The sequence below is a fragment of the Musicola keenii genome (assembly GCF_014855505.1).
GTDB classification, from domain to species: domain Bacteria; phylum Pseudomonadota; class Gammaproteobacteria; order Enterobacterales; family Enterobacteriaceae; genus Musicola; species Musicola paradisiaca.
Window position 1 is genome coordinate 15133 of sequence record NZ_JAAWVW010000001.1, and the last position, 24822, is coordinate 39954.

Here is a 24822-nt window from a genome sequence, read left to right on the forward strand (position 1 = left end):
TTATTATCAACCAACAATCAGGATTTTTCCGTGCTCCAGAAACTCGACCGCTTGTTACAGCTTGCCGGTATGGCGTTGACCGATAAGCAAAAAGATTTGCTTATCCGGTATGTCGGTTTGCTTCACAAGTGGAATAAAGCCTATAACCTGACGTCCGTGCGTGAGCCTGAGCAGATGTTGATTCGTCATATCATGGATAGCCTGGTCGTGGCGCCGTATCTTGCCGGAAAGCGCTTTATCGATGTGGGAACCGGGCCGGGATTACCTGGTGTGCCGTTATCTATTGTTCTCCCCGATGCTCATTTCGTATTGCTGGATAGCTTGGGTAAACGCGTGCGATTTTTACGTCAGGTTCAGCATGAGTTGCAACTGACCAATATCGAACCGGTTCAACGTCGGGTTGAGGATTATCCTTCCGAACCGCCATTCGACGGTGTTATCAGCCGCGCATTTGCTTCGTTACAAGATATGGTTGATTGGTGTAAACACCTGCCAGCGCATTCAACCGGGCGATTTTACGCCCTGAAAGGGGGTGTGCCTCATGACGAGCTGGAACGGCTTTCTGAAGGCGTTATGCTGGATAAAATCGTTCCTTTATCCGTTCCTGAGTTGGAAGGTGAGCGCCATTTAGTGGTGCTTAAACCAAACTAATTTTGTCATTTATCAAAAAAATTATAAATATTTTTAAGATTATCATGCTTATAGCTTTTGATGAAATAATGTTGGCCGCAATGAGTATATTCACGAAATATTTACAAGCCTGCTGTATATCTGTGCGTAGCCGGCTTTTTTAGTGTTTCGTTTTCGTGTGGCGAATAGGATTTCTTCCGCTGTTTTTTTAGTGAAGATTGTTAAAAAAATGGAAAAAAATTATCTTGCTTGTCAATAGATGGTTTTAATAGTGCATGTTGGCTGTTTTCTTAATGTTTGTTTTTAAAGTATTGAAATTAAAAAAGATAAATCCCTTTTTTTGCTAAAGACAATAAAAAATCAATTCATATATAAATGCATCATCTTTGTTTTATGTGAGAGGTATCACATATTACCAGTGATTGAATAGCGGCGTGTTCCGCGGTGCGTATTGAAGATAGTTAGTAAAAATAAGGCTTCGGAAACAGATTTAAATAATCATTCACCTTTTTGCTACTTATTGATTGAATTCGCTTGGCTGACCCGTATAATTTGCTCGTTTTTCGCTGCTTGACTCGTCACTTTAAAGGCAGTTTTATACGGTCATTCAGCATACTTCTGAACGGTGCTTTAGAGAGCAAATATCATGTCTGTATATATTTACAGTGGAAGAATTGCTCGGTGGTCGTTGCTGGTGCAGATGGTCACGCTGCTCGTCATCAGCGCAGCGTTTGGGACTGTTGGCTCCAGAGCGGCGATGTCTGCGCTGGGAGGAGGATTGGCAGCCTGGTTGCCAAATATGGTGTTTATGATGTTTGCCTTGCGTCATCAGGCACATAACCCATCGGAAGGACGTATTGCCTGGTCATTTGTTATTGGGGAAGCGCTGAAAGTGCTGTTCACCATTGTGTTGCTGGTGGTGGCCTTGGGTGGTTTTCATGCCACGTTTTTCCCGCTTGGCCTGACATATTTTTTTGTGTTGGTTATGCAAATTGCAGCGCCGGCCGTAATTAACCGTTACCGTAGTTAACAACAAAAGGGTAAGAGACATCATGTCTGCATCAGGAGAAACCATTACTCCACAGGAGTATATCGGCCATCACCTGACCCATTTACAGGTGGGATCGGGGTTCTGGTCGATTAATATCGACTCTATCTTTTTCTCTCTGGTTCTTGGCGGGCTCTTTCTGGTTATCTTCCGTAAAGTTGCCAAAAATGCTACCAGTGGTGTGCCCGGCAAGCTGCAAACCGCCGTCGAGCTGGTTGTCGGTTTTGTAGATGGCAGTGTCCGTGACATGTACCATGGTAAAAGCAAGCTGATAGCCCCGCTGGCCTTGACCACATTCGTCTGGGTTTTTCTGATGAACCTGATGGATTTGTTGCCTATCGACCTGTTGCCGTATATCGGCGAGCATGTTATGGGGCTGCCGGCGCTTCGCGTTGTGCCATCTGCCGACGTTAATATTACCTTGTCTATGGCATTGGGCGTCTTCATCCTGATCCTGTTTTACAGCATCAAGATGAAAGGTGTTGGCGGGTTTTTGAAAGAACTGACTCTGCAGCCGTTCAACCACCCGGTCTTTATTCCTATCAACCTCATTCTTGAAGGTGTCAGCCTGCTGTCCAAGCCGGTTTCTCTTGGTTTGCGACTGTTTGGCAATATGTATGCGGGCGAACTGATCTTTATTCTGATTGCCGGCTTGCTGCCGTGGTGGTCTCAGTGGATTTTGAACGTTCCATGGGCCATTTTCCACATCCTGATTATTACGCTTCAGGCGTTTATTTTCATGGTTCTGACAGTTGTTTATCTTTCGATGGCATCTGAAGAACATTGATTTTATCAACACTACAACGTTTTAACTGAAACAAAACTGGAGACTGTCATGGAAAACCTGAGTATGGATCTGCTGTACATGGCTGCCGCTGTAATGATGGGCCTGGCGGCAATCGGTGCTGCGATCGGTATCGGCATTTTGGGTGGTAAGTTCCTGGAAGGCGCTGCCCGCCAGCCTGACCTGATCCCTTTGCTGCGTACACAGTTCTTTATCGTTATGGGTCTGGTGGATGCTATCCCGATGATCGCGGTAGGTCTGGGGCTGTATGTGATGTTTGCGGTGGCCTAACAAGCGGAAGCTTGTTAAGGCATAAAAAACATCGACTCATTTAACTCATGAAAGAGGCATTGTGCTGTGAATCTTAACGCAACAATCCTCGGCCAGGCCATTGCGTTCGTCCTGTTTGTCTGGTTCTGCATGAAGTATGTATGGCCGCCGATTATGGCTGCCATTGAAAAGCGTCAGAAAGAAATTGCTGACGGCCTTGCTTCCGCAGAACGTGCCAAAAAAGATCTGAACTTAGCGCAGGCCAATGCGACCGACCAACTGAAAAAAGCCAAAGCCGACGCTCAGCATATTGTTGAGCAGGCGAACAAGCAGCGTGCTCAGATTCTGGAAGAAGCCAAAACTGAAGCTGAAGTTGAACGCAACAAAATCGTGGCGCAGGCGCAGGCTGAAATTGAAGCCGAACGCAAACGTGCCCGCGAAGAGTTGCGTAAGCAGGTTGCCATGTTGGCGATTGCCGGTGCCGAGAAAATCATTGAGCGCTCTGTGGATGAAGCTGCTAACAGCGACATCGTTGATAAACTGGTCGCTGAACTTTAAGGAGGGAGGGGCTGATGTCTGAATTTGTCACGGTAGCTCGCCCCTACGCCAAAGCAGCTTTTGACTTTGCCGTTGAAAACCAGGCAGTTGAGCGCTGGCAACAAATGCTGGCATTTGTTGCCGAAGTCTCCCGTAACGAACATATCGCTGGTTTGCTTGCCGGGGCTATTGCGCCCCAAACGCTGGCGAAGACGTTTATTACGGTGTGTGGCGATCAACTGGATGAAGCGGGCCAGAACCTGATCCGGGTCATGGCTGAAAACGGACGTCTGCCGGTACTGCCTGAAGTACTGGAACAGTTTGTTCAACTGCGTGCGGAGCTGGAGTCGACGGTGGATGTCGAGGTGGTTTCTGCAGCCACGTTGAGCGAGCAGCAGTTATCGCGGATTACCGCGGCGATGGAACAACGTCTGTCACGTAAAGTGAAGCTGAATTGCAAAATTGATAAGTCTGTTGTCGCTGGTGTGGTTATCCGCGCTGGCGATCTGGTGATCGACGGCAGTATTCGCGGCCGTTTGGAACGCCTGGCAGACGTCTTGCAGTCTTAAGGGGACTGGAGCATGCAACTGAATTCCACCGAAATCAGTGAACTGATCAAGCAGCGGATTGCTCAGTTCAATGTTGTGAGTGAAGCTCATAACGAAGGTACTATCGTTTCCGTCAGCGACGGAATCATCCGCGTACATGGTCTTGCCGATGTTATGCAGGGGGAAATGATTTCTCTGCCGGGCAACCGTTATGCGATTGCACTGAACTTGGAGCGCGACTCCGTAGGTGCTGTGGTCATGGGTCCGTATGCGGATCTGGCCGAAGGTATGAAAGTAAAATGTACCGGCCGTATTCTGGAAGTTCCTGTCGGTCGTGGTTTGTTGGGCCGTGTAGTCAACACCCTGGGTGAGCCGATTGACGGAAAAGGCCCGATCGACAACGACGGTTTCTCTCCGGTTGAAGCGATTGCGCCGGGCGTTATCGAGCGTCAGTCCGTTGATCAGCCGGTACAGACGGGGTACAAATCCGTCGACGCCATGATCCCAATCGGTCGAGGCCAGCGTGAGCTGATCATCGGCGACCGTCAGACCGGTAAAACCGCGCTGGCAATCGACGCTATCATCAACCAGCGCGATTCTGGCATCAAATGCGTGTATGTGGCTATCGGCCAGAAAGCTTCCACTATCTCTAACGTGGTACGCAAGCTGGAAGAACACGGTGCGCTGGCCAATACCATTGTCGTGGTGGCTACCGCGTCCGAATCTGCTGCGCTGCAATATCTGGCGCCGTATGCCGGTTGCGCGATGGGTGAATACTTCCGCGATCGCGGTGAAGACGCACTGATCATTTATGACGATCTGTCCAAGCAGGCGGTTGCCTATCGCCAGATTTCTCTGCTGTTGCGTCGTCCGCCTGGTCGTGAAGCGTATCCTGGCGACGTTTTCTACCTGCATTCCCGTCTGCTGGAACGTGCTGCGCGTGTCAACGCCGACTACGTCGAAGCTTTCACCAAGGGTGAAGTGAAAGGGAAAACCGGTTCTCTGACTGCACTGCCGATCATTGAAACTCAGGCTGGCGACGTTTCCGCGTTTGTTCCGACCAACGTAATTTCGATTACCGATGGTCAGATCTTCCTGGAATCCAACCTGTTCAACTCCGGTATTCGTCCGGCGGTTAACCCGGGTATCTCCGTATCTCGTGTGGGCGGCGCCGCCCAGACCAAGATCGTGAAGAAACTGTCCGGTGGTATTCGTACCGCGCTGGCGCAGTACCGTGAACTGGCGGCATTCTCCCAGTTTGCCTCCGATCTGGATGATGCGACCCGCAAACAGTTGAGCCACGGTCAGAAAGTGACCGAATTGCTGAAACAGAAGCAGTACGCTCCGTTGTCGGTTGCACAGCAATCACTGGTGTTGTTCGCCGCGGAACGTGGTTATCTGGAAGACGTTGAACTGGCGAAAGTCGGCAGCTTCGAGGCCGCATTGCAGGCATATGCCAGCCGTGAACACGGTGAGCTTCTGCAGAGCATCGACCAGACTGGCGCTTATAACGACGAGATCGAGGGTAAATTCAAAGCCATCCTCGATACCTTTAAGGCAACCCAGTCCTGGTAACGCCCTGTGGCCTGCCTTAACGGTAGGCCGCTAGGCATTGAGGAGAAGCTAAGATGGCCGGCGCAAAAGAGATACGTAGTAAGATCGGAAGCGTCCAGAACACGCAGAAGATCACCAAAGCGATGGAAATGGTCGCCGCTTCCAAAATGCGTAAATCGCAGGATCGTATGGCGGCCAGCCGTCCTTATGCAGAAACCATACGCAAAGTGATTGGTCACCTTGCGTTAGGGAATCTGGAATACAAACATCCATACCTGGAAGAGCGGGAAATCAAGCGCGTCGGGTATCTGGTGGTGTCTACCGACCGTGGTCTATGTGGTGGTTTGAACATTAACCTGTTCAAGAAACTGCTGGGCGACATGAAGGGATGGAGCGAAAAAGGCGTCGATGTTGATTTGGCGATGATAGGCTCCAAAGGCGTATCCTTCTTTGGTTCTGTAGGTGCAAACATTGTTGCTCAGGTTACTGGTATGGGTGATAACCCGTCGCTGTCCGAATTGATCGGTCCGGTAAAAGTTATGCTGCAGGCCTACGACGAGGGTCGTTTGGACAAGCTGTATGTTGTGAGCAACAAGTTCATCAATACCATGTCTCAGGTTCCGCAGATTGTTCAGTTGCTGCCGCTGCCAGCGGCGGAAGAAGGCGAACTGACGAAGAAATCCTGGGATTACCTGTATGAACCCGATCCTAAGTCGCTACTGGATACCCTGTTGCGCCGCTATGTGGAGTCTCAGGTTTATCAGGGCGCCGTAGAAAACCTGGCCAGTGAACAGGCCGCGCGAATGGTAGCGATGAAAGCCGCGACGGATAACGGCGGCAACCTGATCAAAGAGCTGCAGTTGGTTTACAACAAGGCGCGTCAGGCAAGCATCACTCAGGAACTCACCGAAATCGTATCGGGAGCCTCCGCGGTTTAAATTAGGTTTTACGAATTACGTATTGTCGAATTACGTAGAGGATTCAAGATGGCAACTGGAAAGATTATCCAGGTTATCGGCGCCGTGGTGGACGTCGAGTTCCCTCAGGATGCCGTACCGAATGTGTACGATGCTCTTGAGGTAGAAAACGGTGCTGAGAAACTGGTGCTGGAAGTCCAGCAGCAGCTGGGCGGCGGCGTTGTTCGTTGTATTGCAATGGGGTCTTCAGACGGTCTGCGTCGTGGTCTGAACGTGGTTAACCTTGAGCACCCGATTGAAGTGCCGGTCGGCAAAGCGACGCTGGGACGTATCATGAACGTCCTGGGTGATCCGGTCGACATGAAAGGCCCGATCGGCGAAGAAGAGCGTTGGTCGATTCACCGCGCTGCGCCGAGTTACGAAGATCTGTCTAACTCTCAGGAACTGCTGGAAACCGGGATCAAGGTTATCGACTTGATTTGTCCGTTCGCCAAAGGCGGTAAAGTGGGTCTGTTCGGTGGTGCCGGTGTAGGTAAAACCGTCAACATGATGGAGCTGATTCGTAACATCGCAATCGAGCATTCCGGTTACTCCGTATTCGCCGGTGTGGGCGAGCGTACTCGTGAGGGTAACGACTTCTACCACGAAATGACCGATTCCAACGTTATCGATAAAGTATCGCTGGTGTATGGTCAGATGAACGAGCCGCCGGGCAACCGTCTGCGTGTGGCGCTGACGGGCCTGACCATGGCGGAAAAATTCCGTGATGAAGGTCGTGATGTTCTGTTGTTTGTCGACAACATCTACCGTTACACCCTGGCGGGGACTGAAGTATCCGCACTGTTGGGTCGTATGCCGTCCGCAGTAGGCTACCAGCCGACGCTGGCGGAAGAAATGGGTGTGCTGCAGGAACGTATTACCTCCACCAAGACTGGTTCAATCACCTCTATTCAGGCCGTTTACGTGCCCGCGGATGACTTGACTGACCCGTCTCCGGCAACCACATTTGCGCACTTGGACTCAACGGTAACGCTGAGCCGTCAGATCGCGTCTCTGGGTATCTACCCGGCCGTTGACCCGCTGGATTCTACCAGCCGTCAGTTGGATCCGCTGGTTGTGGGTCAGGAACACTATGATGTAGCGCGTGGCGTGCAGTCTATTCTGCAGCGTTATCAGGAATTGAAGGACATCATCGCGATTCTGGGTATGGATGAGCTGTCTGAAGAAGATAAGCTGGTTGTATCCCGTGCGCGTAAGATCCAGCGCTTCCTGTCTCAGCCGTTCTTCGTGGCTGAAGTGTTCACCGGTTCTCCGGGTAAATACGTGACGCTGAAAGACACCATCCGTGGTTTCAAAGGCATTATGGACGGTGAATATGATCACCTGCCGGAACAGGCGTTCTACATGGTTGGTTCCATTGACGAAGTCGTGGAAAAAGCCAAGAAACTGTAACGCCTTGATAGGAGGGTGATATGGCTGCTATGACTTACCATCTGGATGTCGTTAGTGCGGAACAGGCGCTATTTTCCGGTCTGGTACAGAAGATCCAGGTAACTGGTATCGAAGGCGAACTGGGGATTTACCCTGGCCACGCCCCCCTGCTCACTGCCATTAAGCCTGGTATGGTGCGTATCGTTAAGCAGTACGGTGAAGAAGAATATATCTACTTGTCCGGCGGTGTCCTTGAGGTACAGCCGAATATGGTGACCGTATTGTCTGATACCGCCATTCGTGGGCAGGATCTTGATGAAGCGCGTGCGTTGGAGTCAAAACGCAAAGCGGAAGCGCATATTCACAACACCCATGGTGATGTGGATTATGCTCAGGCTTCGGCTGAACTGGCTAAAGCGATTGCCAAGCTGCGTGTCATTGAGCTGACCAAGAAAGCGATGTAACAGTATGGGTTGTCAAAAAAGCCAGCGGGGTTGCCCGGCTGGCTTTTTTTATGTCTGTGACCCGTCCTGAATAGTGTTGGACTCGTTCCTGGCTTAAATCCTGAGAACATGATGATGACTGAGTTCGAACACACCCAACATGATTACCCTCTATCTTTTAAAATAGCCGTCGTTGAACAGGTCGGAGAAGGCAAGATGGCCGATAATGTCAGGCTCACGCGGCAGTCGGTTGACCAAGGCGTTTGGGGAACACCGTGAAAATGTCTTTTTGCGGGCATAAATGAGCCCATTTCTGGGGGGAAGGTAAAGCAATCCTCACCACGCAGGCCGCATATATGTCTTTGTAGAGATAAATAATCGAACAAAAAATAATTATGATCCCCCAAAAAATACCCCCATGCTAAAACATGGGGGTATTCAATTAGGTGAGACACCTTTTTCTGGGCGCTGATTTAGCGAATTACTTCTTCTTCAGAAAATCACCCAACTGCAGGTTGCCTTTGGCATCACGGCTAAACGTCTGCGGAACCTGAACTGATTTATAGGCCGCTACTGTGATTTCTTTGCCTTGACTATTTACCGAATGACCGTTTTTGATGAAGTAGTTGCTGGCATCGATTCGTCCCACCACTGCATCATCATATTTACCGGGTTTGGTGCGCAGAGAAACGTTGTTTTTGAAAATCCCTTGTTTTTCCGGGCCATAATACGGGCTGGGGCGGAAAATGAAGTTAAAGCGTTGGTTATCCAGTGCAATGTTGTTTGAAACCGCCAGCGCGCCAGGGTTGAAATTATCGGTAAAACCATCCAACTGGTTGCCGATAGCGATGCTGTTTTTCACCTGATGTGCGACCGGCTGGCCTTCGCCACCCATTTTGAAACCATTGCTGGTGTTGTTGAGCGCAATGGAGTTCTCGATCACTACAACGCCGTTCGGGCCGTCTTCAATTTTGTTGAACAGATCGAAACCATCGTCAACGTTGTCATGAGAGAAGGCGCCGCGGATAACGTTGCCTTCGCCGACACGCATTTTAACGGCGAAACCATCCGCGTTGATTTTGCCCGGATCCTGATTGCTGTGTGATTCAGAGTTCAGGATCAAGTTATAGCTTGCCCACAGCGGCTTGCCTACGGCATCAGATGATGCAACCTGAATTCCGGTATCGTCACAGTGGTGGGCGAGAACACGTTCAATACGGTTGTGACTCCCTTCGATGCGGAAGTTTTTCTCGGTAATCTCGATGCCTTTTACATTCCAATAACTGGCATTGAGTTTTAAGCCATGAATAACGGCTTTTTTACCTGATACATAAAGATTTTTGTAACCTTTAGCGTGACCGCTGGCACTGACAGGGATTTCAGTTGCGCTGTAGTCGCCATCGGTCAGCCAGAGCGTTCCGCCAGCGGCCAACGCATTGATTGCCGTAGATATATCCAGCGGAGACGCCTTGCTGCCTTTGTTGGTCGGCTTACCGTCCGGAGCGACATAAATGGCCTTTGCATCGGCCAGCGCGATCTTTTCTACGCTGAAAGCCGCTTCCCGAACGGTTTTATCTTCTCCTTCAGTGGGGGTATAGACCAGCTTGAAGTCCGATTTCTGTTTGGTCAGTTTTGTCGACAGCGAAAACAGGTCGCCGGCATTGATATTCTGGGCTTTACCCAGCGGTTTGCCGTCCTGGAAGGCTTCCATCGTACCGCGATAGTTCACTCTGGCTTGAAGCTGGTAGGTATCGCTGGCGGACTGCGTCGATGAAGCTACCTGTAGCAGCGGCGCGTAAGTTTTGGCTGTGAATACCGGCGAAGATACGGTTTGGGCCGGGCTGGTGGTCAGGCTGGCGTTGCTGACAGTGATTTTGGCATTACGGGATGAGAAAAAACCAACGTAGTAATAATCCTTGTCCTGACGAGTCACCAGATCTGCGCCTTTAACCGCTTTCGTTACCCATTGATCGCTGCCAGTAGGCGCATAGGCAGTCACGAACCCTTCATTAGTGCGCTCCAGTTTCAGGCGGAATGTGGGCGTTTGCTCAAGATTGATTTTTTCCTGATAACCATTACGGAAAATCTGCGCGCCCTGATTCCCCCAGGGTTGAGTTACGCCATTACGCACGATCGCCTGCAGTTTTACCTCTGTTTTGGACTTTTTGTCCTGCGTCATGATGGCGTTCATCACCATGTTTGATGCGGCAGGAAATTCTTCATAACCCTCTTGCAGCGGATTCTGGCGTGGAACGCCCAATACATCGCGAACCATCAGACCAGCGCCTTCCTGCGCCGCCGGTTTAGCATTATTTTCCGGCCCGAACTGATCAACGGTGACGTCTGATTGCAGAACGAAATTCACGTTGGCAGGCAGACGGGTATAAAAGAAGGTCAAGCCATCATGCGTGTTGGCGATTTTGCCGCCGCGGCTTTCGATGGTGATAGGCGCCGACAAATCGGCTTTATCTTCAGGCGTCAGTTTCTTGCCGTTGATGGTGACATCGTTAACGCCTATTTTTTCCGGTAGAACATTGGAAGAAAAATTGACGTCGGTGGACTGGCCGAAAGTAATGCTATGCCAGACCGGTGCTGCGTTGTTGTCTGCAGCAAATGAAGGACTTGTACCCAGAAGCAGAAAAGAATGAAGGGCGATGGTAATCAACCCGGGAACTCGATATCTCATAGTTTCCTCGATCATTATTTGTTATTTGAGAACGTATTATTACAAAAAATGAAACATTGTTTCTTTTGTGTGGCTCACAAACCGAACGCTATCCGAGATTCCTTAATGGTTTCTATATACCGAACGGATTTTGTGAAACGTCATGCAAAACAATGAGATTTACGTTAACGATCAGATCTGAGTCAGTTCTTTTTCCAGGCTAACGAATTCAGGGAGAGAGCGATCGCCGGACGCCGATTGTTTCAGGGGAGGAATTGTCGACATTTTTCAGCCGAAATAGCTTTTAGTTCGGTATGTTTCGTTGAAAAATATGTAGTAATCCGGTGCGATAACGGGTTTACTTTTGTTCGTCCATTTATATGGGACATTACTCTGTTTTTAGTCAGGATGCCTATGTCAAACAGCGCGATGAGCGTGGTGATTCTTGCCGCTGGCAAGGGAACACGCATGTATTCCGACCTTCCCAAAGTTATCCATCCACTTGCCGGTAAGCCAATGGTTCGACATGTGATTGATGCCGCCATGCAGGTGGGGGCACAGCGCGTTCATTTGGTTTACGGCCACGGCGGCGATCAGTTGCGGGAGGCATTGGGCTCTACCGGGGTTAACTGGGTTATACAGTCTGAGCAACTGGGTACGGGGCATGCAGTTCAGCAGGCGGCGGCCGGTTTTGCTGACGATGAGGATATCCTGATTCTGTACGGCGATGTGCCGTTGATCTCTCCGGCGACATTATTGCGTCTGGTTGACGCCAAACCAGAAGGCGGTATCGGCCTGCTGACGGTGGAATTGGATGATCCGGCAGGATATGGCCGTATCGTTCGGGAAAAGGGTGAAATTGTCGGGATTGTTGAACATAAGGACGCCAGCGAGGAGCAGCGCCGGATCAAGGAAATCAATACCGGTATTCTGGTCGCCGGCGGCTGTGATTTGAAACGCTGGTTAGGCCAGTTAACCAATAACAATGTGCAGGGCGAATACTATCTCACCGATATCATTGCGATGGCTTATCAGGAAGGTCGTCGCGTGGCAGCGGTTCATCCGGCGCGTTTGAGCGAAGTAGAAGGCGTCAATAATCGGTTGCAACTGGCTGCGCTGGAGCGTGTCTTTCAGCATGAACAGGCAGAGCGTCTGCTGCTTGCTGGCGTAATGTTGCTTGATCCGTCTCGTTTCGATTTACGCGGCGAGTTGCAGCACGGTCGGGATGTGACTATCGACGCCAATGTCATACTGGAAGGTCGGGTAACACTTGGTGATCGGGTGAAAATCGGTGCAGGTTGCGTGATTCGCGACAGCGTGATTGGCAGTGATTGCGAGATTAGCCCTTATACTGTGGTGGAACAGGCTGAGCTGGCGGCGCAATGCACTATCGGCCCGTTTGCCCGTTTGCGTCCGGGGGCTGAATTGGGCGAGGGCGCACATGTCGGCAATTTTGTGGAAATGAAAAAAGCGCGTCTGGGCAAAGGTTCCAAAGCTGGACATTTGACCTATCTTGGCGATGCGGAAATTGGCGCCGGAGTGAACATTGGCGCAGGCACTATCACCTGTAACTATGATGGCGCCAATAAGCATAAAACCGTGATTGGCGATGATGTGTTTGTTGGCTCCGATACCCAATTAGTGGCGCCGGTGACGGTGGCCAACGGCGCCACCATTGGTGCAGGAACGACAGTGACCCGCAATGTCGGTGAAAATGAACTGGTAATAAGCCGCGTCAAACAAACACATTTCGCGGGCTGGCAGCGCCCGGTGAAGAAAAAATAGCGTGTTTGCCCGTTTATCCGCCATGGCTGTGGTGGCGGATAAACGGAACGTGGCGGTTCTCAAATTTGATTTGTGGTGGCTTGAGCAACAATAGCCCGGTTAGGGCGTTTTTGTTCTGTATTTGGCAGATGAGTACAGAACAAAAATACAATATCCCCACTCTACCCGGCTCGGGGAACCCGGAATTAACCGGAACTATCAGGTCTAAAGACATCATAGTGACACAATATGTCACATCTACAGGAATACAACCGATGTGTGGAATTGTAGGCGCAGTTGCGCAACGAGATATTGCCGAGATCCTGCTGGAGGGGTTACGTCGCCTCGAGTACCGTGGCTATGACTCTGCTGGCCTGGCAGTAGTCAATAGTGAGGGGCTGGTGTCCCGTTTACGTCGTCTGGGGAAAGTTCAGGTGCTGGCCGAGGCGGTACAAGATCATCCGTTGTCAGGGGGAACTGGGATTGCTCATACCCGCTGGGCAACGCATGGCGAGCCGTCCGAGCAGAACGCTCACCCGCATGTATCTGAACATATCACCGTGGTGCATAACGGTATTATTGAGAACCACGAATCGCTGCGAGAGCTGTTGGTTTCCCGCGGTTATCAGTTTGTTTCTGAAACAGATACCGAAGTAGTGGCGCATCTGGTGCATTGGGAACAGCAACAGAACGGGGGATCTCTACGGGATGTCGTCCTGCGCGTGATCGCGCAGTTGCGTGGTGCATATGGCATGGTGCTGATGGACAGCCGTGATCCCAACGTACTGGTGGCGGCGCGTTCGGGCAGTCCGTTGGTAATTGGTCGTGGCGTTGGTGAAAACTTTATTGCCTCCGATCAACTGGCGCTGCTGCCGGTTACTCGTCGTTTTATCTTTCTGGAAGAGGGCGATATCGCCGAAGTTACCCGTCGCACGGTGAGTATCGTTAACCGTCAAGGGCAGGACGTCAAACGCGAAGAGATCGAATCGAACGTGCAGTATGACGCTGGCGACAAAGGCGCTTACCGTCATTACATGCAGAAAGAGATCTTTGAGCAGCCGATGGCTATCAAGAATACGCTGGAAGGGCGTTTCAGCCATGGTGAAATCAATCTGTCTGAGCTGGGGCCGCAGGCGGATGCCCTGCTGACGAAAGTGCAGCATATTCAAATTATTGCCTGTGGTACGTCTTACAATGCCGGTATGGTGTCGCGGTATTGGTTTGAATCGCTGGCCGGTATTCCCTGTGATGTGGAAATCGCATCGGAATTCCGTTACCGCAAACCGGCAGTGCGCGCCAACAGTTTGATGATCACCCTGTCTCAGTCCGGTGAAACTGCTGATACGCTGGCGGCGCTGCGTTTGTCGAAAGAACTGGGGTATCTGGGATCGCTGGCGATTTGCAACGTGGCGGGTTCATCGCTGGTGCGTGAGTCCGATCTGTCGTTGATGACCCGCGCAGGCGCTGAAATCGGTGTGGCATCTACCAAGGCATTTACGACTCAATTGACGGTGTTACTGCTGCTGGTGGCGCGTGTTGGCCGTCTGCGTGGAATGGATGCCAGCATTGAGCAAGATATCGTACATGCTTTGCAGGCCTTACCGGCGCGCATTGAACAGATGTTATCTCAGGACAAGCTGATTGAAGCGCTGGCGGAAGGTTTCTCCGACAAGCATCATGCGCTGTTCCTGGGGCGCGGCGACCAATACCCGATCGCGATGGAAGGGGCGCTGAAGCTGAAGGAGATTTCCTATATCCATGCGGAAGCCTATGCGGCAGGCGAGTTGAAACACGGCCCGCTGGCGCTGATCGACGCCGATATGCCGGTGGTGGTGGTGGCGCCGAATAACGATCTGCTGGAAAAATTGAAATCCAACATCGAAGAAGTCCGCGCACGGGGGGGAGAACTGTACGTGTTTGCCGATGAGGATGCCGGTTTCACCTCGGACAGTGAGCTGATGAAGATCATTCAGTTGCCGCATGTGGAAGACATGATTGCGCCGATCTTTTATACCGTACCGTTGCAGTTGCTCTCTTATCATGTCGCGTTGATCAAAGGGACGGATGTTGACCAACCCCGTAATCTGGCGAAGTCGGTGACAGTGGAGTAACCGATTTTTGAAGGGGGCTACTGACTGCACCCTGTCAGGGTAAATGGCGGTATTTATTCCTGATCGTTAACTCAAACCTCCTGTCATATTATTCATGTGCAGGAGGTTTTTTTATGGTTGTTCTCACTGAATAAGCGACAAAAATAAAAGCGGCGTTATCAATGGAAAGGCGATCATTCTTGGAAGTAATTTTTATATAACGTTATGTTTTTATTTGTTTTAATGGTTTGTCTCGTTACGGGTTTCACCTTCCATCACCGGGAGGTTTACGGCTCATCACATCGTCCTCTCTCTGTGTGTCATAAAACTGTCACACTTAATACATTTTAGTGTCACTAAATTGACCTATTTTCTCCACCAGCAAACTACACTCTGATTAAACAATAGCTCCGGGTCTACACGCCTACGTATCCCACAGGAGGGATTATGAAACTCATGCGTACCACTGTTGCCAGTATTGTTGTTGCAAGCCTTTCTCTGACTGCGGTTTCTGCTTTTGCTGCAGCAAACCTCACTGGCGCAGGTGCGACATTCCCCGCTCCGGTTTATGCCAAGTGGGCTGATTCCTACGAAAAAGAAACGGGTAATAAGGTTAACTATCAGGGCATCGGTTCTTCCGGCGGCGTAAAACAAATCACCGCCAAAACCGTTGACTTTGGTGCTTCCGATGCGCCGCTGGCTGATGACAAACTGGCTCAGGACGGCCTGTTTCAATTTCCGACTGTAATTGGCGGTATCGTTCTGGCGGTCAACCTGCCGGGCGTGAAAGCGGGTGAACTGACGCTGGATGGTAAAACGCTGGGTGATATCTACCTGGGCAACATCAAGAAATGGAACGATGCGGCGATTGCCAAACTGAATCCGGGCGTAAAACTGCCGGATCAGGATATCGCTGTGGTGCGCCGTGCCGACGGTTCCGGCACTTCCTACGTATTCACCAGCTATCTGGCTAAGGTCAATGCCGAGTGGAAAGAGAAGATTGGCGCTGGCAACACCGTAAACTGGCCGACTGGCTTAGGCGGCAAAGGCAACGACGGCATCGCGGCTTTCGTTCAACGTCTGCCGGGCGCCATCGGTTATGTGGAATATGCCTATGCCAAACAGAACAATTTGACCTATACCAAACTGATCTCTGCCGATGGCAAAGCAGTGAGCCCGACCGGCGCCACGTTCAGCAACGCTGCCAAGGGCGTTGACTGGAGCAAGTCCTTCGCTCAAGACCTGACCAATCAGAAAGGCGCGGATGTATGGCCGATCACCTCAACCACCTTCATCCTGCTGCAAAAAGAGCAGAGTAAACCAGAGCAGGGCACGGAAGTGCTGAAATTCTTCGACTGGGCCTACAACAAGGGCGGCGATCAGGCGGTTGCGCTGGATTACGCGACACTGCCGAAAGAGGTGGTATCTCAGGTGCGCGCTGCATGGAAAACCCAAATTAAGGATAGCAGCGGTAAGCCTCTGTACTGATTCTGACGGACGCGACAGGGTTGTTAGGTAAGTCACAGGGGCGGATAAACCGAAAAGGGGTATCCGCCTCTGAAACGCTTGGGGGGAAACCCCATATTGGAAAAGAAGAGAGACGTATGGCTGAATACAAGCCAACCATTACTCCTCCGGGAAAACAGGGCGATGTGATTTTTAGCGCGCTGGTCAGATTGGCGGCGTTATTGACGCTGCTGCTGCTGGGCGGAATTATCGTTTCCCTGATTTTTGCTTCCTGGCCGAGTATCAAAACCTTCGGGCTATCGTTCCTGTGGACCAAAGAGTGGGACGCCCCCGCCGGGCAGTTTGGAGCACTGGTGCCGATCTACGGTACGCTGGTGACTTCGTTGATTGCGTTGATCATCGCCATTCCCATCAGTTTCGGCATCGCGCTGTTTCTGACTGAACTGGCGCCGGGCTGGCTGAAGCGCCCGTTGGGCGTGGCCATTGAGTTGCTGGCGGCAATTCCCAGCATCGTTTACGGCATGTGGGGGTTGTTCGTCTTCGCGCCGCTGTTCGCTAAATATTTTCAACAACCGGTTGGCAACGTACTTTCCAGCATCCCGCTGGTGGGATCGCTGTTTTCCGGCCCGGCCTTCGGCATCGGCATTCTGGCCGCCGGGGTTATTTTGGCCATCATGATTATTCCTTACATCGCAGCGGTGATGCGTGATGTGTTCGAGCAGACGCCGGTAATGATGAAAGAGTCGGCCTACGGCATCGGTTGTACCACCTGGGAGGTGATTTGGCACATCGTACTGCCGTTCACCAAAAACGGGGTGATTGGCGGCGTCATGTTGGGATTGGGGCGCGCGCTTGGTGAAACCATGGCGGTGACTTTTATCATCGGCAACACCTACCAACTGGACAGTATCTCGCTATACATGCCGGGTAATAGCATCACCTCGGCGTTGGCTAATGAATTCGCTGAGGCGGATACCGGGCTGCATACCGCCGCGTTGATGGAGCTGGGGCTGATTCTGTTCGTGATCACCTTTATCGTGCTGGCGTGTTCGAAGTTAATGATCATGCGTCTGGCGAAGAATGAAGGAACGCGATGATGGCATCGATTAGCATTGAAAATAGCGCCGAAGTGGCGCAAACGCGCCGCAAAATGCAGGCCTGGCGGCGGCAGAAGAACCGTATCGCGCTGTGTATGTCCATGCTGACCATGGCCTTTGGGTTGTTCTGGCTCATCTGGATTCTGTTTTCCACCCTGACCAAAGGGGTGGACGGTATGACGCTGTCGCTGTTTACCGAAATGACACCACCGCCCAATACGGCAGGTGGCGGTCTGGCGAATGCCATCGTCGGTAGTGGGCTGCTGATCCTGTGGGCGACGCTGTTCGGTACGCCGTTGGGGATTCTGGCCGGCGTCTATCTGGCGGAGTATGGCCGCAAATCGCTGATTGCCGAAATCATCCGCTTTATCAACGATATTCTGCTGTCGGCGCCGTCCATCGTGGTCGGGTTGTTCGTCTATACCCTGGTCGTGGCCAAAATGGAGCATTTCTCCGGTTGGGCCGGGGTGATTGCGCTGGCATTGTTGCAGGTGCCGATCGTGATTCGTACCACGGAAAACATGCTCAAGCTGGTGCCGGATAGCCTGCGTGAAGCGGCTTATGCGCTGGGGACGCCGAAGTGGAAGATGATTTCCGCCATCACGCTGAAAGCGTCGGTGTCTGGGATTCTCACCGGGGTGTTGCTGGCGGTGGCGCGTATCGCCGGTGAAACGGCGCCGCTGTTGTTTACTTCGTTGTCGAACCAGTTCTGGAGCACGGATCTGATGCATCCGATCGCCAACCTGCCGGTCACTATCTTCAAGTTTGCTATGAGCCCGTTCAAGGAGTGGCAGGGGCTGGCCTGGGCAGGCGTATTGTTGATTACCCTGTGTGTGCTGCTGCTGAATATTCTGGCGCGCGTGCTGTTTGCCAATAAAAAATATTGATGATTTTTAACGTGTTGCCAAGCAGCACTCGCTAAAAAAGAGAGACGTCTTAATGAGTATGGCTACCGAGACATCCACCAGTAAAATCCAGGTGCGCGATCTGAATTTCTATTACGGAAAGTTTCACGCGCTGAAGAATATTTCGCTGGAGATTGCTAAAAATCAGGTGACGGCCTTTATCGGTCCTTCCGGTTGCGGCAAGTCCACGCTATTGCGCACCCTGAATAAAATGTACCAGCTCTACCCGGAGCAGCGCGCTGAAGGGGAAATACTGCTGGATGGCAGCAATATCCTCACCGATAAGCAGGATATCGCCCTGTTGCGCGCCAAGGTAGGCATGGTGTTCCAAAAGCCGACGCCATTTCCGATGTCGATTTACGATAACATCGCTTTCGGGGTTCGCCTGTTTGAAAAGCTGTCCCGCGCGGAAATGGACGAGCGCGTACAGTGGGCGCTGACCAAGGCCGCGTTGTGGCAGGAAACCAAAGATAAACTGCACCAGAGCGGCTACAGTTTGTCCGGCGGCCAGCAGCAGCGGTTGTGTATCGCCCGTGGTATCGCCATCCGCCCGGAAGTGTTGTTGCTGGATGAGCCTTGTTCGGCGCTGGATCCCATCTCAACGGGCCGCATCGAAGAGCTGATCTCCGAATTGAAGAAAGATTACACCGTGGTGATCGTGACGCATAACATGCAGCAGGCGGCGCGTTGTTCCGACCATACGGCGTTTATGTATCTGGGTGAGCTGATTGAATTCAGCCATACCGACACCCTGTTTACCACGCCACGGCAGAAACAGACCGAAGATTACATCACCGGTCGTTACGGTTGATTACGGGAGTAGCATGGACAATCTTAATCTGAACAAACATATCTCCGGTCAGTTCAATGCCGAGCTGGAAAGCATTCGTACCCAGGTGTTGACCATGGGCGGGCTGGTGGAGCAACAGTTGATCGACGCCATCACCGCGATGCACAACCAGGATGCAGAACTGGCGCAGCGTGTGGTTGAAGGCGACGCCAAAGTCAACATGATGGAAGTGAGCATTGACGAGGCGTGCGTGCGTATCATCGCCAAGCGTCAGCCAACCGCCAGCGATCTACGGCTGGTGATGGCAATCATCAAGACCATTTCCGAACTGGAGCGTATCGGCGACGTGGCGGATAAAATCTGCCGTACCGCACTGGAGAAATTCTCCCATCAGCATCAGCCGTTGTTGGTAAGCCTGGAGTCGTTGGGCAACCATACTATCCAGATGCTGCACGATGTGTTGGATGCATTCGCCCGCATGGATCTGGATGAAGCCAAGCGGATCTACCTGGAAGATAAAAAGGTAGATAAAGAGTACGAGGGTATCGTCCGTCAATTGATGACCTACATGATGGAAGATACACGCACTATTCCCAGCGTGCTGACCGCTCTGTTCTGCGCCCGTTCCATCGAGCGCATCGGCGATCGGTGCCAGAATATTTGCGAATTCATTTTCTATTTCGTGAAAGGGCAGGATTTCCGGCATCTGGGCGGCGATGCGTTGGAGAAACTGTTGGCGCGGCAAGATAGCGGGCAAACGCCGGAATAATCTTTTGCCGAAGTGACTAAAAACACTCTGCACCGCAGAGTGTTTTTTTATTTGCGATCGTGCCGGCTGGTTAACGGCTGCCAGCCGATGCCGTGGGCTTGTCGTCGGTGCGTCATGCACGACCGTGTCGCCATGCTTTGTTGCCGCCCGTTGGATATAGCATAAGGTTATATTATGGCTATTTATGTTATTTCCTGAGTATATTCCCCGCTGATAGCCTGCAATTAGACAAATTAACAGCAGGTTAGAGGCGAATAAAAATGAAGAAGCAGGTTTTTGCATTAACGCTTTTGGCGGGGTTGGTGTTTCTCTCTGGCACCGCGCAGGCAGATAAACTGGATGATATTCAAAAAGCCGGTGTGGTGAAGGTGGCGGTGTTTGATAGCAATCCGCCGTTCGGTTATGTGGACCCGCAAAGCAAGAAACTGGTGGGTTATGACGTGGATATCGCAGAGGCTATCGGCAAGGCGCTGGGCGTCAAAGTCGAGTTGCGCGCCACCAATCCGGCAAACCGCATCCCATTGCTGACGTCGAAAAAAGTGGATCTGATCTCCGCCAATTTCACCATTACCGATGAACGCGCCAAACAGGTGAACTTCAGCATTCCTTACTTTGCAACCGGACAGAAATTCATTGCCCGCAAAGGTGTGCTGAAAACGCCGGACGACATCAAAACCCTGCGTATCGGCGCAGATAAAGGCACTGTACAGGAAATTACGCTGCGCGAGCATTTCCCCAGCGCGAAAGTGATTTCCTACGATGATACCCCACTGGCTTTCGCCGCGCTGCGTAACGGCAACGTTCAGGCGATTACCCAAGACGACGCCAAACTGGTTGGGTTGCTGGGGAACCTGCCCGCCGATCAGAAAGCCGGTTTCGACATTTCTCCGTTCAGTATTACCAAAGAGTATCAAGGTATTGGCGTACAGAAAGGCGAAGACCGCCTGACCCAGAAAATCAATGAGGTACTGCTGAATCTGGAAAAACAGGGTGATGCCGTGAAAATTTACAATCGCTGGTTCGGGCCGGACACCCAATCTGCCCAGCCGCGTGGCGATTTCACATTCGCACCGTTGGATCAGCAGCCAAAAGCCTGATGGGCGCGCGCCTCGTGGGATCGTCAGCGTGGCGCGGTTAACGTTTTCCTTCAGTTGGTTATATGTACCCGTCATACCGAATGTTGCAGGTGATTGGCTTTATGACTCGTTTTTTGGGGGCCAATGCGAGCAAATCCGTTCCCGAGCGTCTTGTCATCGACATCTGGAGAGGTTTAAGGCCCCCGTTTTCCCGCAACCCGACGTGTTTGGGTATGGATGTAAACAAGCCATCATTGATGGTCGTGGCTTCGCCCCCGTCGTGGGGGCCTTATTTTTTCTGATCATGCTTACTCAATCCGCACAACACATTGTTGAATGGCTGCTGGCTCCGCAGTATCTGCTGTGGTTATGGCAGGGTTTTTTGATGACATTGGGGATGGCTGCCAGCACTGTCGTGCTAGCTACCCTGCTGGGGCTGACACTGGCCGCCGTTCGTGACAGCCAGTGGCTGCCGCTGCGTTGGCTGGTTGTGGCGTACTGCGCGTTGTTTCGCAATACGCCGTTGCTGGTGCAGCTGTTTTTCTGGTATTTCGGCGCTGGGCAACTGTTGCCGGAATGCCTGATGCAGTGGCTGAACACGCCTCATACCTTATGGTTTTCCTTTCTGAGCTGGCCATCGTTTGAGTTTTTGGCTGGGTTGTTTGGCCTGACGCTCTATTCCGCTGCGTTTATTTCTGAAGAGGTTCGGGCCGGGATCGCCGGTGTTGCTGGTGGGCAAAAGTACGCTGCCTGCGCGCTGGGTTTAACCAACGGGCAGGCGATGCGTTATGTGGTGCTGCCGCAAGCATTGAAGATTGCGCTGCCGCCGCTGCTGGGACAGTACATGAACATCATCAAGAACTCGTCGCTGACCATGGCGATTGGTGTAGCGGAGCTGTCTTACGCATCCCGCCAGGTGGAAACCGAAACGCTGCGCACGTTCCAGGCGTTTGGCGTCGCCACCGTGTTATACATTGCCGTCATCGCCTGTCTGGAAGGGTGGGGGATGTGGCGTCAGCACCGGCAGCCGATAAAGGGGCACTGAGATGGATTTCACCATTATCCGCGATAACGTTGGCTATCTGATGTGGGGCACTTTCCCCGATGGGCCGTTAGGCGGCGCGGCGTTGACGTTGGCGCTTAGCCTGATGGCCGGTACGGCGTCAGCGCTGTTGGGAACCTTGCTGGGCATTGCGCTGGCGATGAGCCGAGGCTGGCCCGGCGCGGCGCTGGCGGCGGTACTGGGATTTTTTCGCGCTATTCCAGTCATCATGCTGATTTTCTGGACGTATTTCCTGTTGCCGATGCTATTTGGCGTGGATATCCCGGAAATTACCACCGTGGTTTGCGCGTTGGCGCTGATCGCGTCTGCTTATCTGGCGCACGGCGTCAAAGCCGGTATTGCGGCGATAGGTCGCGGCCAGTGGCAGGCGGGGTTGTCGCTGGGTTTTGGTCGCTGGCGGGTTTTGCGTTATATCGTCTTGCCACAAGCGCTGCGCATGATGGTGCCTTCGTTTATCAATCAGTGGATTTCGTTGATCAAGGATACGTCGCTGGCGTACATCGTAGGCGTTGGTGAACTGACGTTTCTGGCGACACAGGTCAACAATCGCAGCATGGTGTATCCGATGGAGGTATTTCTGTTTGTTGCACTGGTTTACTTCCTGCTTTGTCTGGCGCTCGATCTGGCGGCCAACGCCGTCAGCCGCCGTTTTCACCATCGCCTTCGGCAGAGTCGGCTGTCGACGGTGCCTGTTCAACCAGCCCCACAGGGCGGTTGAGCTGCGCGATCAGTTCGCGGTGATGCGCCAGCCCCTTTCTTGCCAGAGCGTCGGAAGTTGGTGCATATCGTCAAACATGGTTACTAGCGGGTGATGAATGGGGGCATTGTGTTCATCAGCACAGTAATAAAACACCGGGATACCGGCGGCGATACCCGCCTGGGTGCCGGATACCGAGTCTTCCACCAAAATACAGTTTTCGGTTGTTACGCCCATCGCTTGCGCTGCGTGGTACAGCAATGTCGGATCGGGCTTCCATTTACGAATATCGTAACCGCTGTATAGCCGGTCTTCGAAAAAGGTCAGCAGGCCGGTCAGCCCGAGAGAGTGCTGCATTTTGCTTACCGGCCCGTTGGATACCACCGCCGTCGGCACCTGCAATTTTTCCAATACCTGGCGCACGCCGGGGATCGGTTCGAGCGATTCTTCGAATAAACGGGCCACTTCCTGCCGGAAATGATGCTCTAGTTGTTCTACCGAGGCGTTAAGCCCAAAACGAGCGCTGACGCGATCGATGATGTCATACAGTTTCATTCCCTTGAATTCTTTGATGACTTCCGTCAGCGGCAGCTCGACGCCATGGGGAATAAAGATATTCACGTATGCCTGACAGCAAATCACTTCGCTATCGACCAGCGTACCGTCGCAGTCGAAAAAAACGCACTCAATGTGGGACATGGCCGTTGCCTTTGTGGAGGGATAGACAGAAACAAATTGCCACTTTACCCCAGAGGCGGTGCGTTCAACAACGGCATCGCCGGGCGCGAAAAACGGTTTCCTGTCGGGAATGGGCGACAAATCGCGATAACTTCCGTCGGTTGCAAAAAAAGCCGGGATGCATGTTAACGTCCTTACCTTTTGGTATAGGATACCCGGCGTTTTTCTTTCCTTTCTTTAGGTCTTAATCATGGATAAATCGCAGACGGGCTCTGCCGCTGGGGTAGGGCTGTTGGCGCGCATGTTCAAATTGCAACAACACGGCACTACGGCACGCACGGAAATCATTGCGGGGTTTACTACCTTTTTGACAATGGTCTATATCGTATTTGTTAACCCGCAAATTCTGGGCGTGGCCGGTATGGACATGCAAGCCGTGTTTGTCACTACCTGCCTGATTGCTGCATTTGGCAGTATTTTCATGGGGATGCTGGCTAATCTTCCGGTCGCGTTGGCGCCGGCGATGGGGCTGAACGCTTTCTTTGCATTTGTGGTGGTCGGTACGATGGGGCTGCCGTGGCAGGTGGCGATGGGCGCTGTGTTCTGGGGGGCGATCGGTTTCCTGTTACTGACGATTTTCCAGGTGCGTTACTGGATGGTAGCCAATATCCCGCAGAGCCTGCGTCTAGGGATCGCCAGCGGTATCGGTCTGTTTATTGCGATGATCGGCCTGAAAAATGCCGGCATTATCGTTCCTCATCCGGAAACCATTGTGGCGGTGGGGAAACTGACGTCCCATCGCGTATTGCTGGGCGTGTTGGGTTTTTTCATCATTGTGGTGTTGGCGTCCCGTAATATTCATGCGGCGGTACTCATCTCCATTGCCGTCACCACCATGCTGGGTCTGGTGCTGGGCGATGTGAACTACACCGGGATCTTCTCGGTACCACCGAGCGTCAACAACGTGGTGGGTCAGGTGGACTTGGCGGGCTCACTGAATCTGGGGCTGTCCGGTGTGATTTTCTCCTTCATGCTGGTTAATTTGTTCGATTCCTCCGGTACGTTGATCGGCGTCACCGATAAAGCGGGTCTTACTGACGCCCGTGGCAAATTTCCGAACATGAAACAGGCGCTGTATGTCGACAGCATCAGCTCTGTCGTTGGCGCTTTCATCGGCACCTCTTCCGTTACAGCCTATGTCGAAAGTTCGTCCGGCGTTTCTATCGGCGGGCGCACCGGCCTGACGGCAGTTGTCGTAGGGCTGCTGTTTTTGCTGGTGATGTTCCTGTCGCCACTGGCGGGGATGGTTCCGGCCTATGCCGCCGCCGGCGCGTTAATCTATGTGGGGGTGCTGATGACGTCCAGCCTGGCGCGTGTGCGTTGGGACGATCTGACCGAAGCCGTACCGGCGTTTGTCACCGCCATTATGATGCCGTTCAGCTTTTCCATTACCGAAGGGATTGCGCTGGGCTTTATCTCTTATGCGGTAATGAAGGCGGCAACCGGACGCTGGCGTGAAATCAGCCCGTGCGTCATGGTGGTCGCCGCACTATTCCTGCTGAAAATCGTTTTTATCGACGCGCACTGACAACGGGCCGT

Annotated in this window: 23 protein-coding genes; 21 read left to right on the forward strand and 2 right to left on the reverse strand. The window is 52.2% G+C overall.

Features of this window, described 5'->3' with window-relative positions:
* The first annotated feature begins 30 nt into the window (after positions 1–30).
* The 10 genes from rsmG (at position 31) to HEP82_RS00110 (ending at position 8183) form a co-directional block, all read left to right on the forward strand.
* Positions 31–651, forward strand: a complete 621-nt coding sequence (gene rsmG, locus HEP82_RS00065; protein ID WP_192456224.1) for a 16S rRNA (guanine(527)-N(7))-methyltransferase RsmG — start codon at positions 31–33, stop codon at positions 649–651.
* A 625-nt stretch (positions 652–1276) separates the two neighbouring features.
* The gene (gene atpI / locus HEP82_RS00070) at positions 1277–1660 is read left to right on the forward strand and encodes a F0F1 ATP synthase subunit I (protein ID WP_192456225.1); all 384 of its coding nucleotides are present in this window, start codon (positions 1277–1279) and stop codon (positions 1658–1660) included.
* Positions 1661–1682: 22 nt separating this feature from the next.
* Positions 1683–2465, forward strand: coding sequence for a F0F1 ATP synthase subunit A (gene atpB, locus HEP82_RS00075; RefSeq protein WP_192456226.1), 783 nt, complete (start codon positions 1683–1685; stop codon positions 2463–2465).
* 48 nt (positions 2466–2513) lie between these two features.
* A complete protein-coding gene (atpE, locus tag HEP82_RS00080; protein WP_004093904.1) occupies positions 2514–2753 on the forward strand; it encodes a F0F1 ATP synthase subunit C in 240 nt (79 codons plus the stop codon).
* Positions 2754–2819: 66 nt separating this feature from the next.
* Positions 2820–3290, forward strand: a complete 471-nt coding sequence (gene atpF, locus HEP82_RS00085; RefSeq protein WP_015855633.1) for a F0F1 ATP synthase subunit B — start codon at positions 2820–2822, stop codon at positions 3288–3290.
* 14 nt (positions 3291–3304) lie between these two features.
* Complete coding sequence (gene atpH, locus HEP82_RS00090; protein WP_192456227.1) at positions 3305–3838, forward strand: F0F1 ATP synthase subunit delta; 534 nt, start codon at positions 3305–3307, stop codon at positions 3836–3838.
* 12 nt (positions 3839–3850) lie between these two features.
* Positions 3851–5392, forward strand: a complete 1542-nt coding sequence (gene atpA, locus HEP82_RS00095; RefSeq protein ID WP_015855635.1) for a F0F1 ATP synthase subunit alpha — start codon at positions 3851–3853, stop codon at positions 5390–5392.
* A gap of 53 nt (positions 5393–5445) precedes the next feature.
* Positions 5446–6309, forward strand: a complete 864-nt coding sequence (atpG, locus tag HEP82_RS00100) for a F0F1 ATP synthase subunit gamma (RefSeq protein ID WP_192456228.1) — start codon at positions 5446–5448, stop codon at positions 6307–6309.
* 48 nt (positions 6310–6357) lie between these two features.
* Positions 6358–7740: a F0F1 ATP synthase subunit beta gene (atpD, locus tag HEP82_RS00105; protein ID WP_192456229.1), complete on the forward strand. Its 1383-nt coding sequence runs from the start codon at positions 6358–6360 to the stop codon at positions 7738–7740.
* A gap of 20 nt (positions 7741–7760) precedes the next feature.
* On the forward strand, positions 7761–8183 hold the full coding sequence (locus HEP82_RS00110; protein ID WP_192456230.1) for a F0F1 ATP synthase subunit epsilon: 423 nt from the start codon (positions 7761–7763) through the stop codon (positions 8181–8183).
* Between the two features lie 460 nt (positions 8184–8643).
* Here the strand turns inward: HEP82_RS00110 and pelX are convergent, their stop codons facing one another.
* Positions 8644–10848 carry a pectate disaccharide-lyase PelX gene (gene pelX, locus HEP82_RS00115; RefSeq protein WP_192456231.1) on the reverse strand — a complete coding sequence of 735 codons (2205 nt, stop codon included), beginning with the start codon at positions 10846–10848 and terminating at the stop codon, positions 8644–8646.
* A gap of 393 nt (positions 10849–11241) precedes the next feature.
* Between pelX and glmU the strand changes: the two genes are divergently transcribed.
* The 10 genes from glmU to HEP82_RS00165 all read left to right on the forward strand — a co-directional run bounded on the left by glmU (position 11242) and on the right by HEP82_RS00165 (position 22566).
* A complete protein-coding gene (gene glmU, locus HEP82_RS00120; protein ID WP_192456232.1) occupies positions 11242–12612 on the forward strand; it encodes a bifunctional UDP-N-acetylglucosamine diphosphorylase/glucosamine-1-phosphate N-acetyltransferase GlmU in 1371 nt (456 codons plus the stop codon).
* A 254-nt stretch (positions 12613–12866) separates the two neighbouring features.
* Complete coding sequence (glmS, locus tag HEP82_RS00125; RefSeq protein WP_192456233.1) at positions 12867–14702, forward strand: glutamine--fructose-6-phosphate transaminase (isomerizing); 1836 nt, start codon at positions 12867–12869, stop codon at positions 14700–14702.
* Between the two features lie 426 nt (positions 14703–15128).
* Positions 15129–16169, forward strand: coding sequence for a phosphate ABC transporter substrate-binding protein PstS (pstS, locus tag HEP82_RS00130; RefSeq protein ID WP_192456234.1), 1041 nt, complete (start codon positions 15129–15131; stop codon positions 16167–16169).
* Positions 16170–16285: 116 nt separating this feature from the next.
* Positions 16286–17245, forward strand: coding sequence for a phosphate ABC transporter permease PstC (gene pstC / locus HEP82_RS00135; RefSeq protein ID WP_192456235.1), 960 nt, complete (start codon positions 16286–16288; stop codon positions 17243–17245).
* Positions 17245–18132 carry a phosphate ABC transporter permease PstA gene (gene pstA / locus HEP82_RS00140; RefSeq protein WP_192456593.1) on the forward strand — a complete coding sequence of 296 codons (888 nt, stop codon included), beginning with the start codon at positions 17245–17247 and terminating at the stop codon, positions 18130–18132. The genes pstC and pstA overlap by 1 nt, the downstream gene beginning before the upstream one ends.
* A 52-nt stretch (positions 18133–18184) precedes the next feature.
* Complete coding sequence (gene pstB, locus HEP82_RS00145) at positions 18185–18961, forward strand: phosphate ABC transporter ATP-binding protein PstB (protein WP_192456236.1); 777 nt, start codon at positions 18185–18187, stop codon at positions 18959–18961.
* 13 nt (positions 18962–18974) lie between these two features.
* Positions 18975–19709: a phosphate signaling complex protein PhoU gene (gene phoU, locus HEP82_RS00150; protein ID WP_192456237.1), complete on the forward strand. Its 735-nt coding sequence runs from the start codon at positions 18975–18977 to the stop codon at positions 19707–19709.
* Between the two features lie 260 nt (positions 19710–19969).
* Complete coding sequence (locus HEP82_RS00155; protein ID WP_192456238.1) at positions 19970–20806, forward strand: ABC transporter substrate-binding protein; 837 nt, start codon at positions 19970–19972, stop codon at positions 20804–20806.
* Between the two features lie 283 nt (positions 20807–21089).
* Positions 21090–21830, forward strand: a complete 741-nt coding sequence (locus HEP82_RS00160) for an amino acid ABC transporter permease (protein WP_192456239.1) — start codon at positions 21090–21092, stop codon at positions 21828–21830.
* Between the two features lies 1 nt (position 21831).
* Positions 21832–22566: an amino acid ABC transporter permease gene (locus tag HEP82_RS00165; protein WP_192456240.1), complete on the forward strand. Its 735-nt coding sequence runs from the start codon at positions 21832–21834 to the stop codon at positions 22564–22566.
* Positions 22567–22575: 9 nt separating this feature from the next.
* On the opposite strand, the gene yieH is transcribed toward HEP82_RS00165, so the two are convergent.
* Complete coding sequence (yieH, locus tag HEP82_RS00170) at positions 22576–23244, reverse strand: 6-phosphogluconate phosphatase (protein WP_192456241.1); 669 nt, start codon at positions 23242–23244, stop codon at positions 22576–22578.
* A gap of 229 nt (positions 23245–23473) precedes the next feature.
* Here yieH and HEP82_RS00175 point away from each other — a divergent pair, with 229 nt between their 5' ends.
* Complete coding sequence (locus tag HEP82_RS00175) at positions 23474–24811, forward strand: NCS2 family permease (RefSeq protein WP_192456242.1); 1338 nt, start codon at positions 23474–23476, stop codon at positions 24809–24811.
* Positions 24812–24822 lie beyond the last annotated feature (11 nt).

Bases quoted from the DNA above. Each gene is read 5' to 3' on its own strand.
- atpI (WP_192456225.1), top strand. From the start codon at position 1,277: ATGTCTGTATATATTTACAGTGGAAGAATTGCTCGGTGGTCGTTGCTG.
- atpB (WP_192456226.1), top strand. From the start codon at position 1,683: ATGTCTGCATCAGGAGAAACCATTACTCCACAGGAGTATATCGGCCAT.
- atpE (WP_004093904.1), top strand. From the start codon at position 2,514: ATGGAAAACCTGAGTATGGATCTGCTGTACATGGCTGCCGCTGTAATG.
- atpH (WP_192456227.1), top strand. From the start codon at position 3,305: ATGTCTGAATTTGTCACGGTAGCTCGCCCCTACGCCAAAGCAGCTTTT.
- atpA (WP_015855635.1), top strand. From the start codon at position 3,851: ATGCAACTGAATTCCACCGAAATCAGTGAACTGATCAAGCAGCGGATT.
- atpG (WP_192456228.1), top strand. From the start codon at position 5,446: ATGGCCGGCGCAAAAGAGATACGTAGTAAGATCGGAAGCGTCCAGAAC.
- atpD (WP_192456229.1), top strand. From the start codon at position 6,358: ATGGCAACTGGAAAGATTATCCAGGTTATCGGCGCCGTGGTGGACGTC.
- HEP82_RS00110 (WP_192456230.1), top strand. From the start codon at position 7,761: ATGGCTGCTATGACTTACCATCTGGATGTCGTTAGTGCGGAACAGGCG.
- pelX (WP_192456231.1), bottom strand. From the start codon at position 10,848: ATGAGATATCGAGTTCCCGGGTTGATTACCATCGCCCTTCATTCTTTT.
- glmU (WP_192456232.1), top strand. From the start codon at position 11,242: ATGTCAAACAGCGCGATGAGCGTGGTGATTCTTGCCGCTGGCAAGGGA.
- glmS (WP_192456233.1), top strand. From the start codon at position 12,867: ATGTGTGGAATTGTAGGCGCAGTTGCGCAACGAGATATTGCCGAGATC.
- pstS (WP_192456234.1), top strand. From the start codon at position 15,129: ATGAAACTCATGCGTACCACTGTTGCCAGTATTGTTGTTGCAAGCCTT.
- pstC (WP_192456235.1), top strand. From the start codon at position 16,286: ATGGCTGAATACAAGCCAACCATTACTCCTCCGGGAAAACAGGGCGAT.
- pstA (WP_192456593.1), top strand. From the start codon at position 17,245: ATGGCATCGATTAGCATTGAAAATAGCGCCGAAGTGGCGCAAACGCGC.
- pstB (WP_192456236.1), top strand. From the start codon at position 18,185: ATGAGTATGGCTACCGAGACATCCACCAGTAAAATCCAGGTGCGCGAT.
- phoU (WP_192456237.1), top strand. From the start codon at position 18,975: ATGGACAATCTTAATCTGAACAAACATATCTCCGGTCAGTTCAATGCC.
- HEP82_RS00155 (WP_192456238.1), top strand. From the start codon at position 19,970: ATGAAGAAGCAGGTTTTTGCATTAACGCTTTTGGCGGGGTTGGTGTTT.
- HEP82_RS00160 (WP_192456239.1), top strand. From the start codon at position 21,090: ATGCTTACTCAATCCGCACAACACATTGTTGAATGGCTGCTGGCTCCG.
- HEP82_RS00165 (WP_192456240.1), top strand. From the start codon at position 21,832: ATGGATTTCACCATTATCCGCGATAACGTTGGCTATCTGATGTGGGGC.
- yieH (WP_192456241.1), bottom strand. From the start codon at position 23,244: ATGTCCCACATTGAGTGCGTTTTTTTCGACTGCGACGGTACGCTGGTC.
- HEP82_RS00175 (WP_192456242.1), top strand. From the start codon at position 23,474: ATGGATAAATCGCAGACGGGCTCTGCCGCTGGGGTAGGGCTGTTGGCG.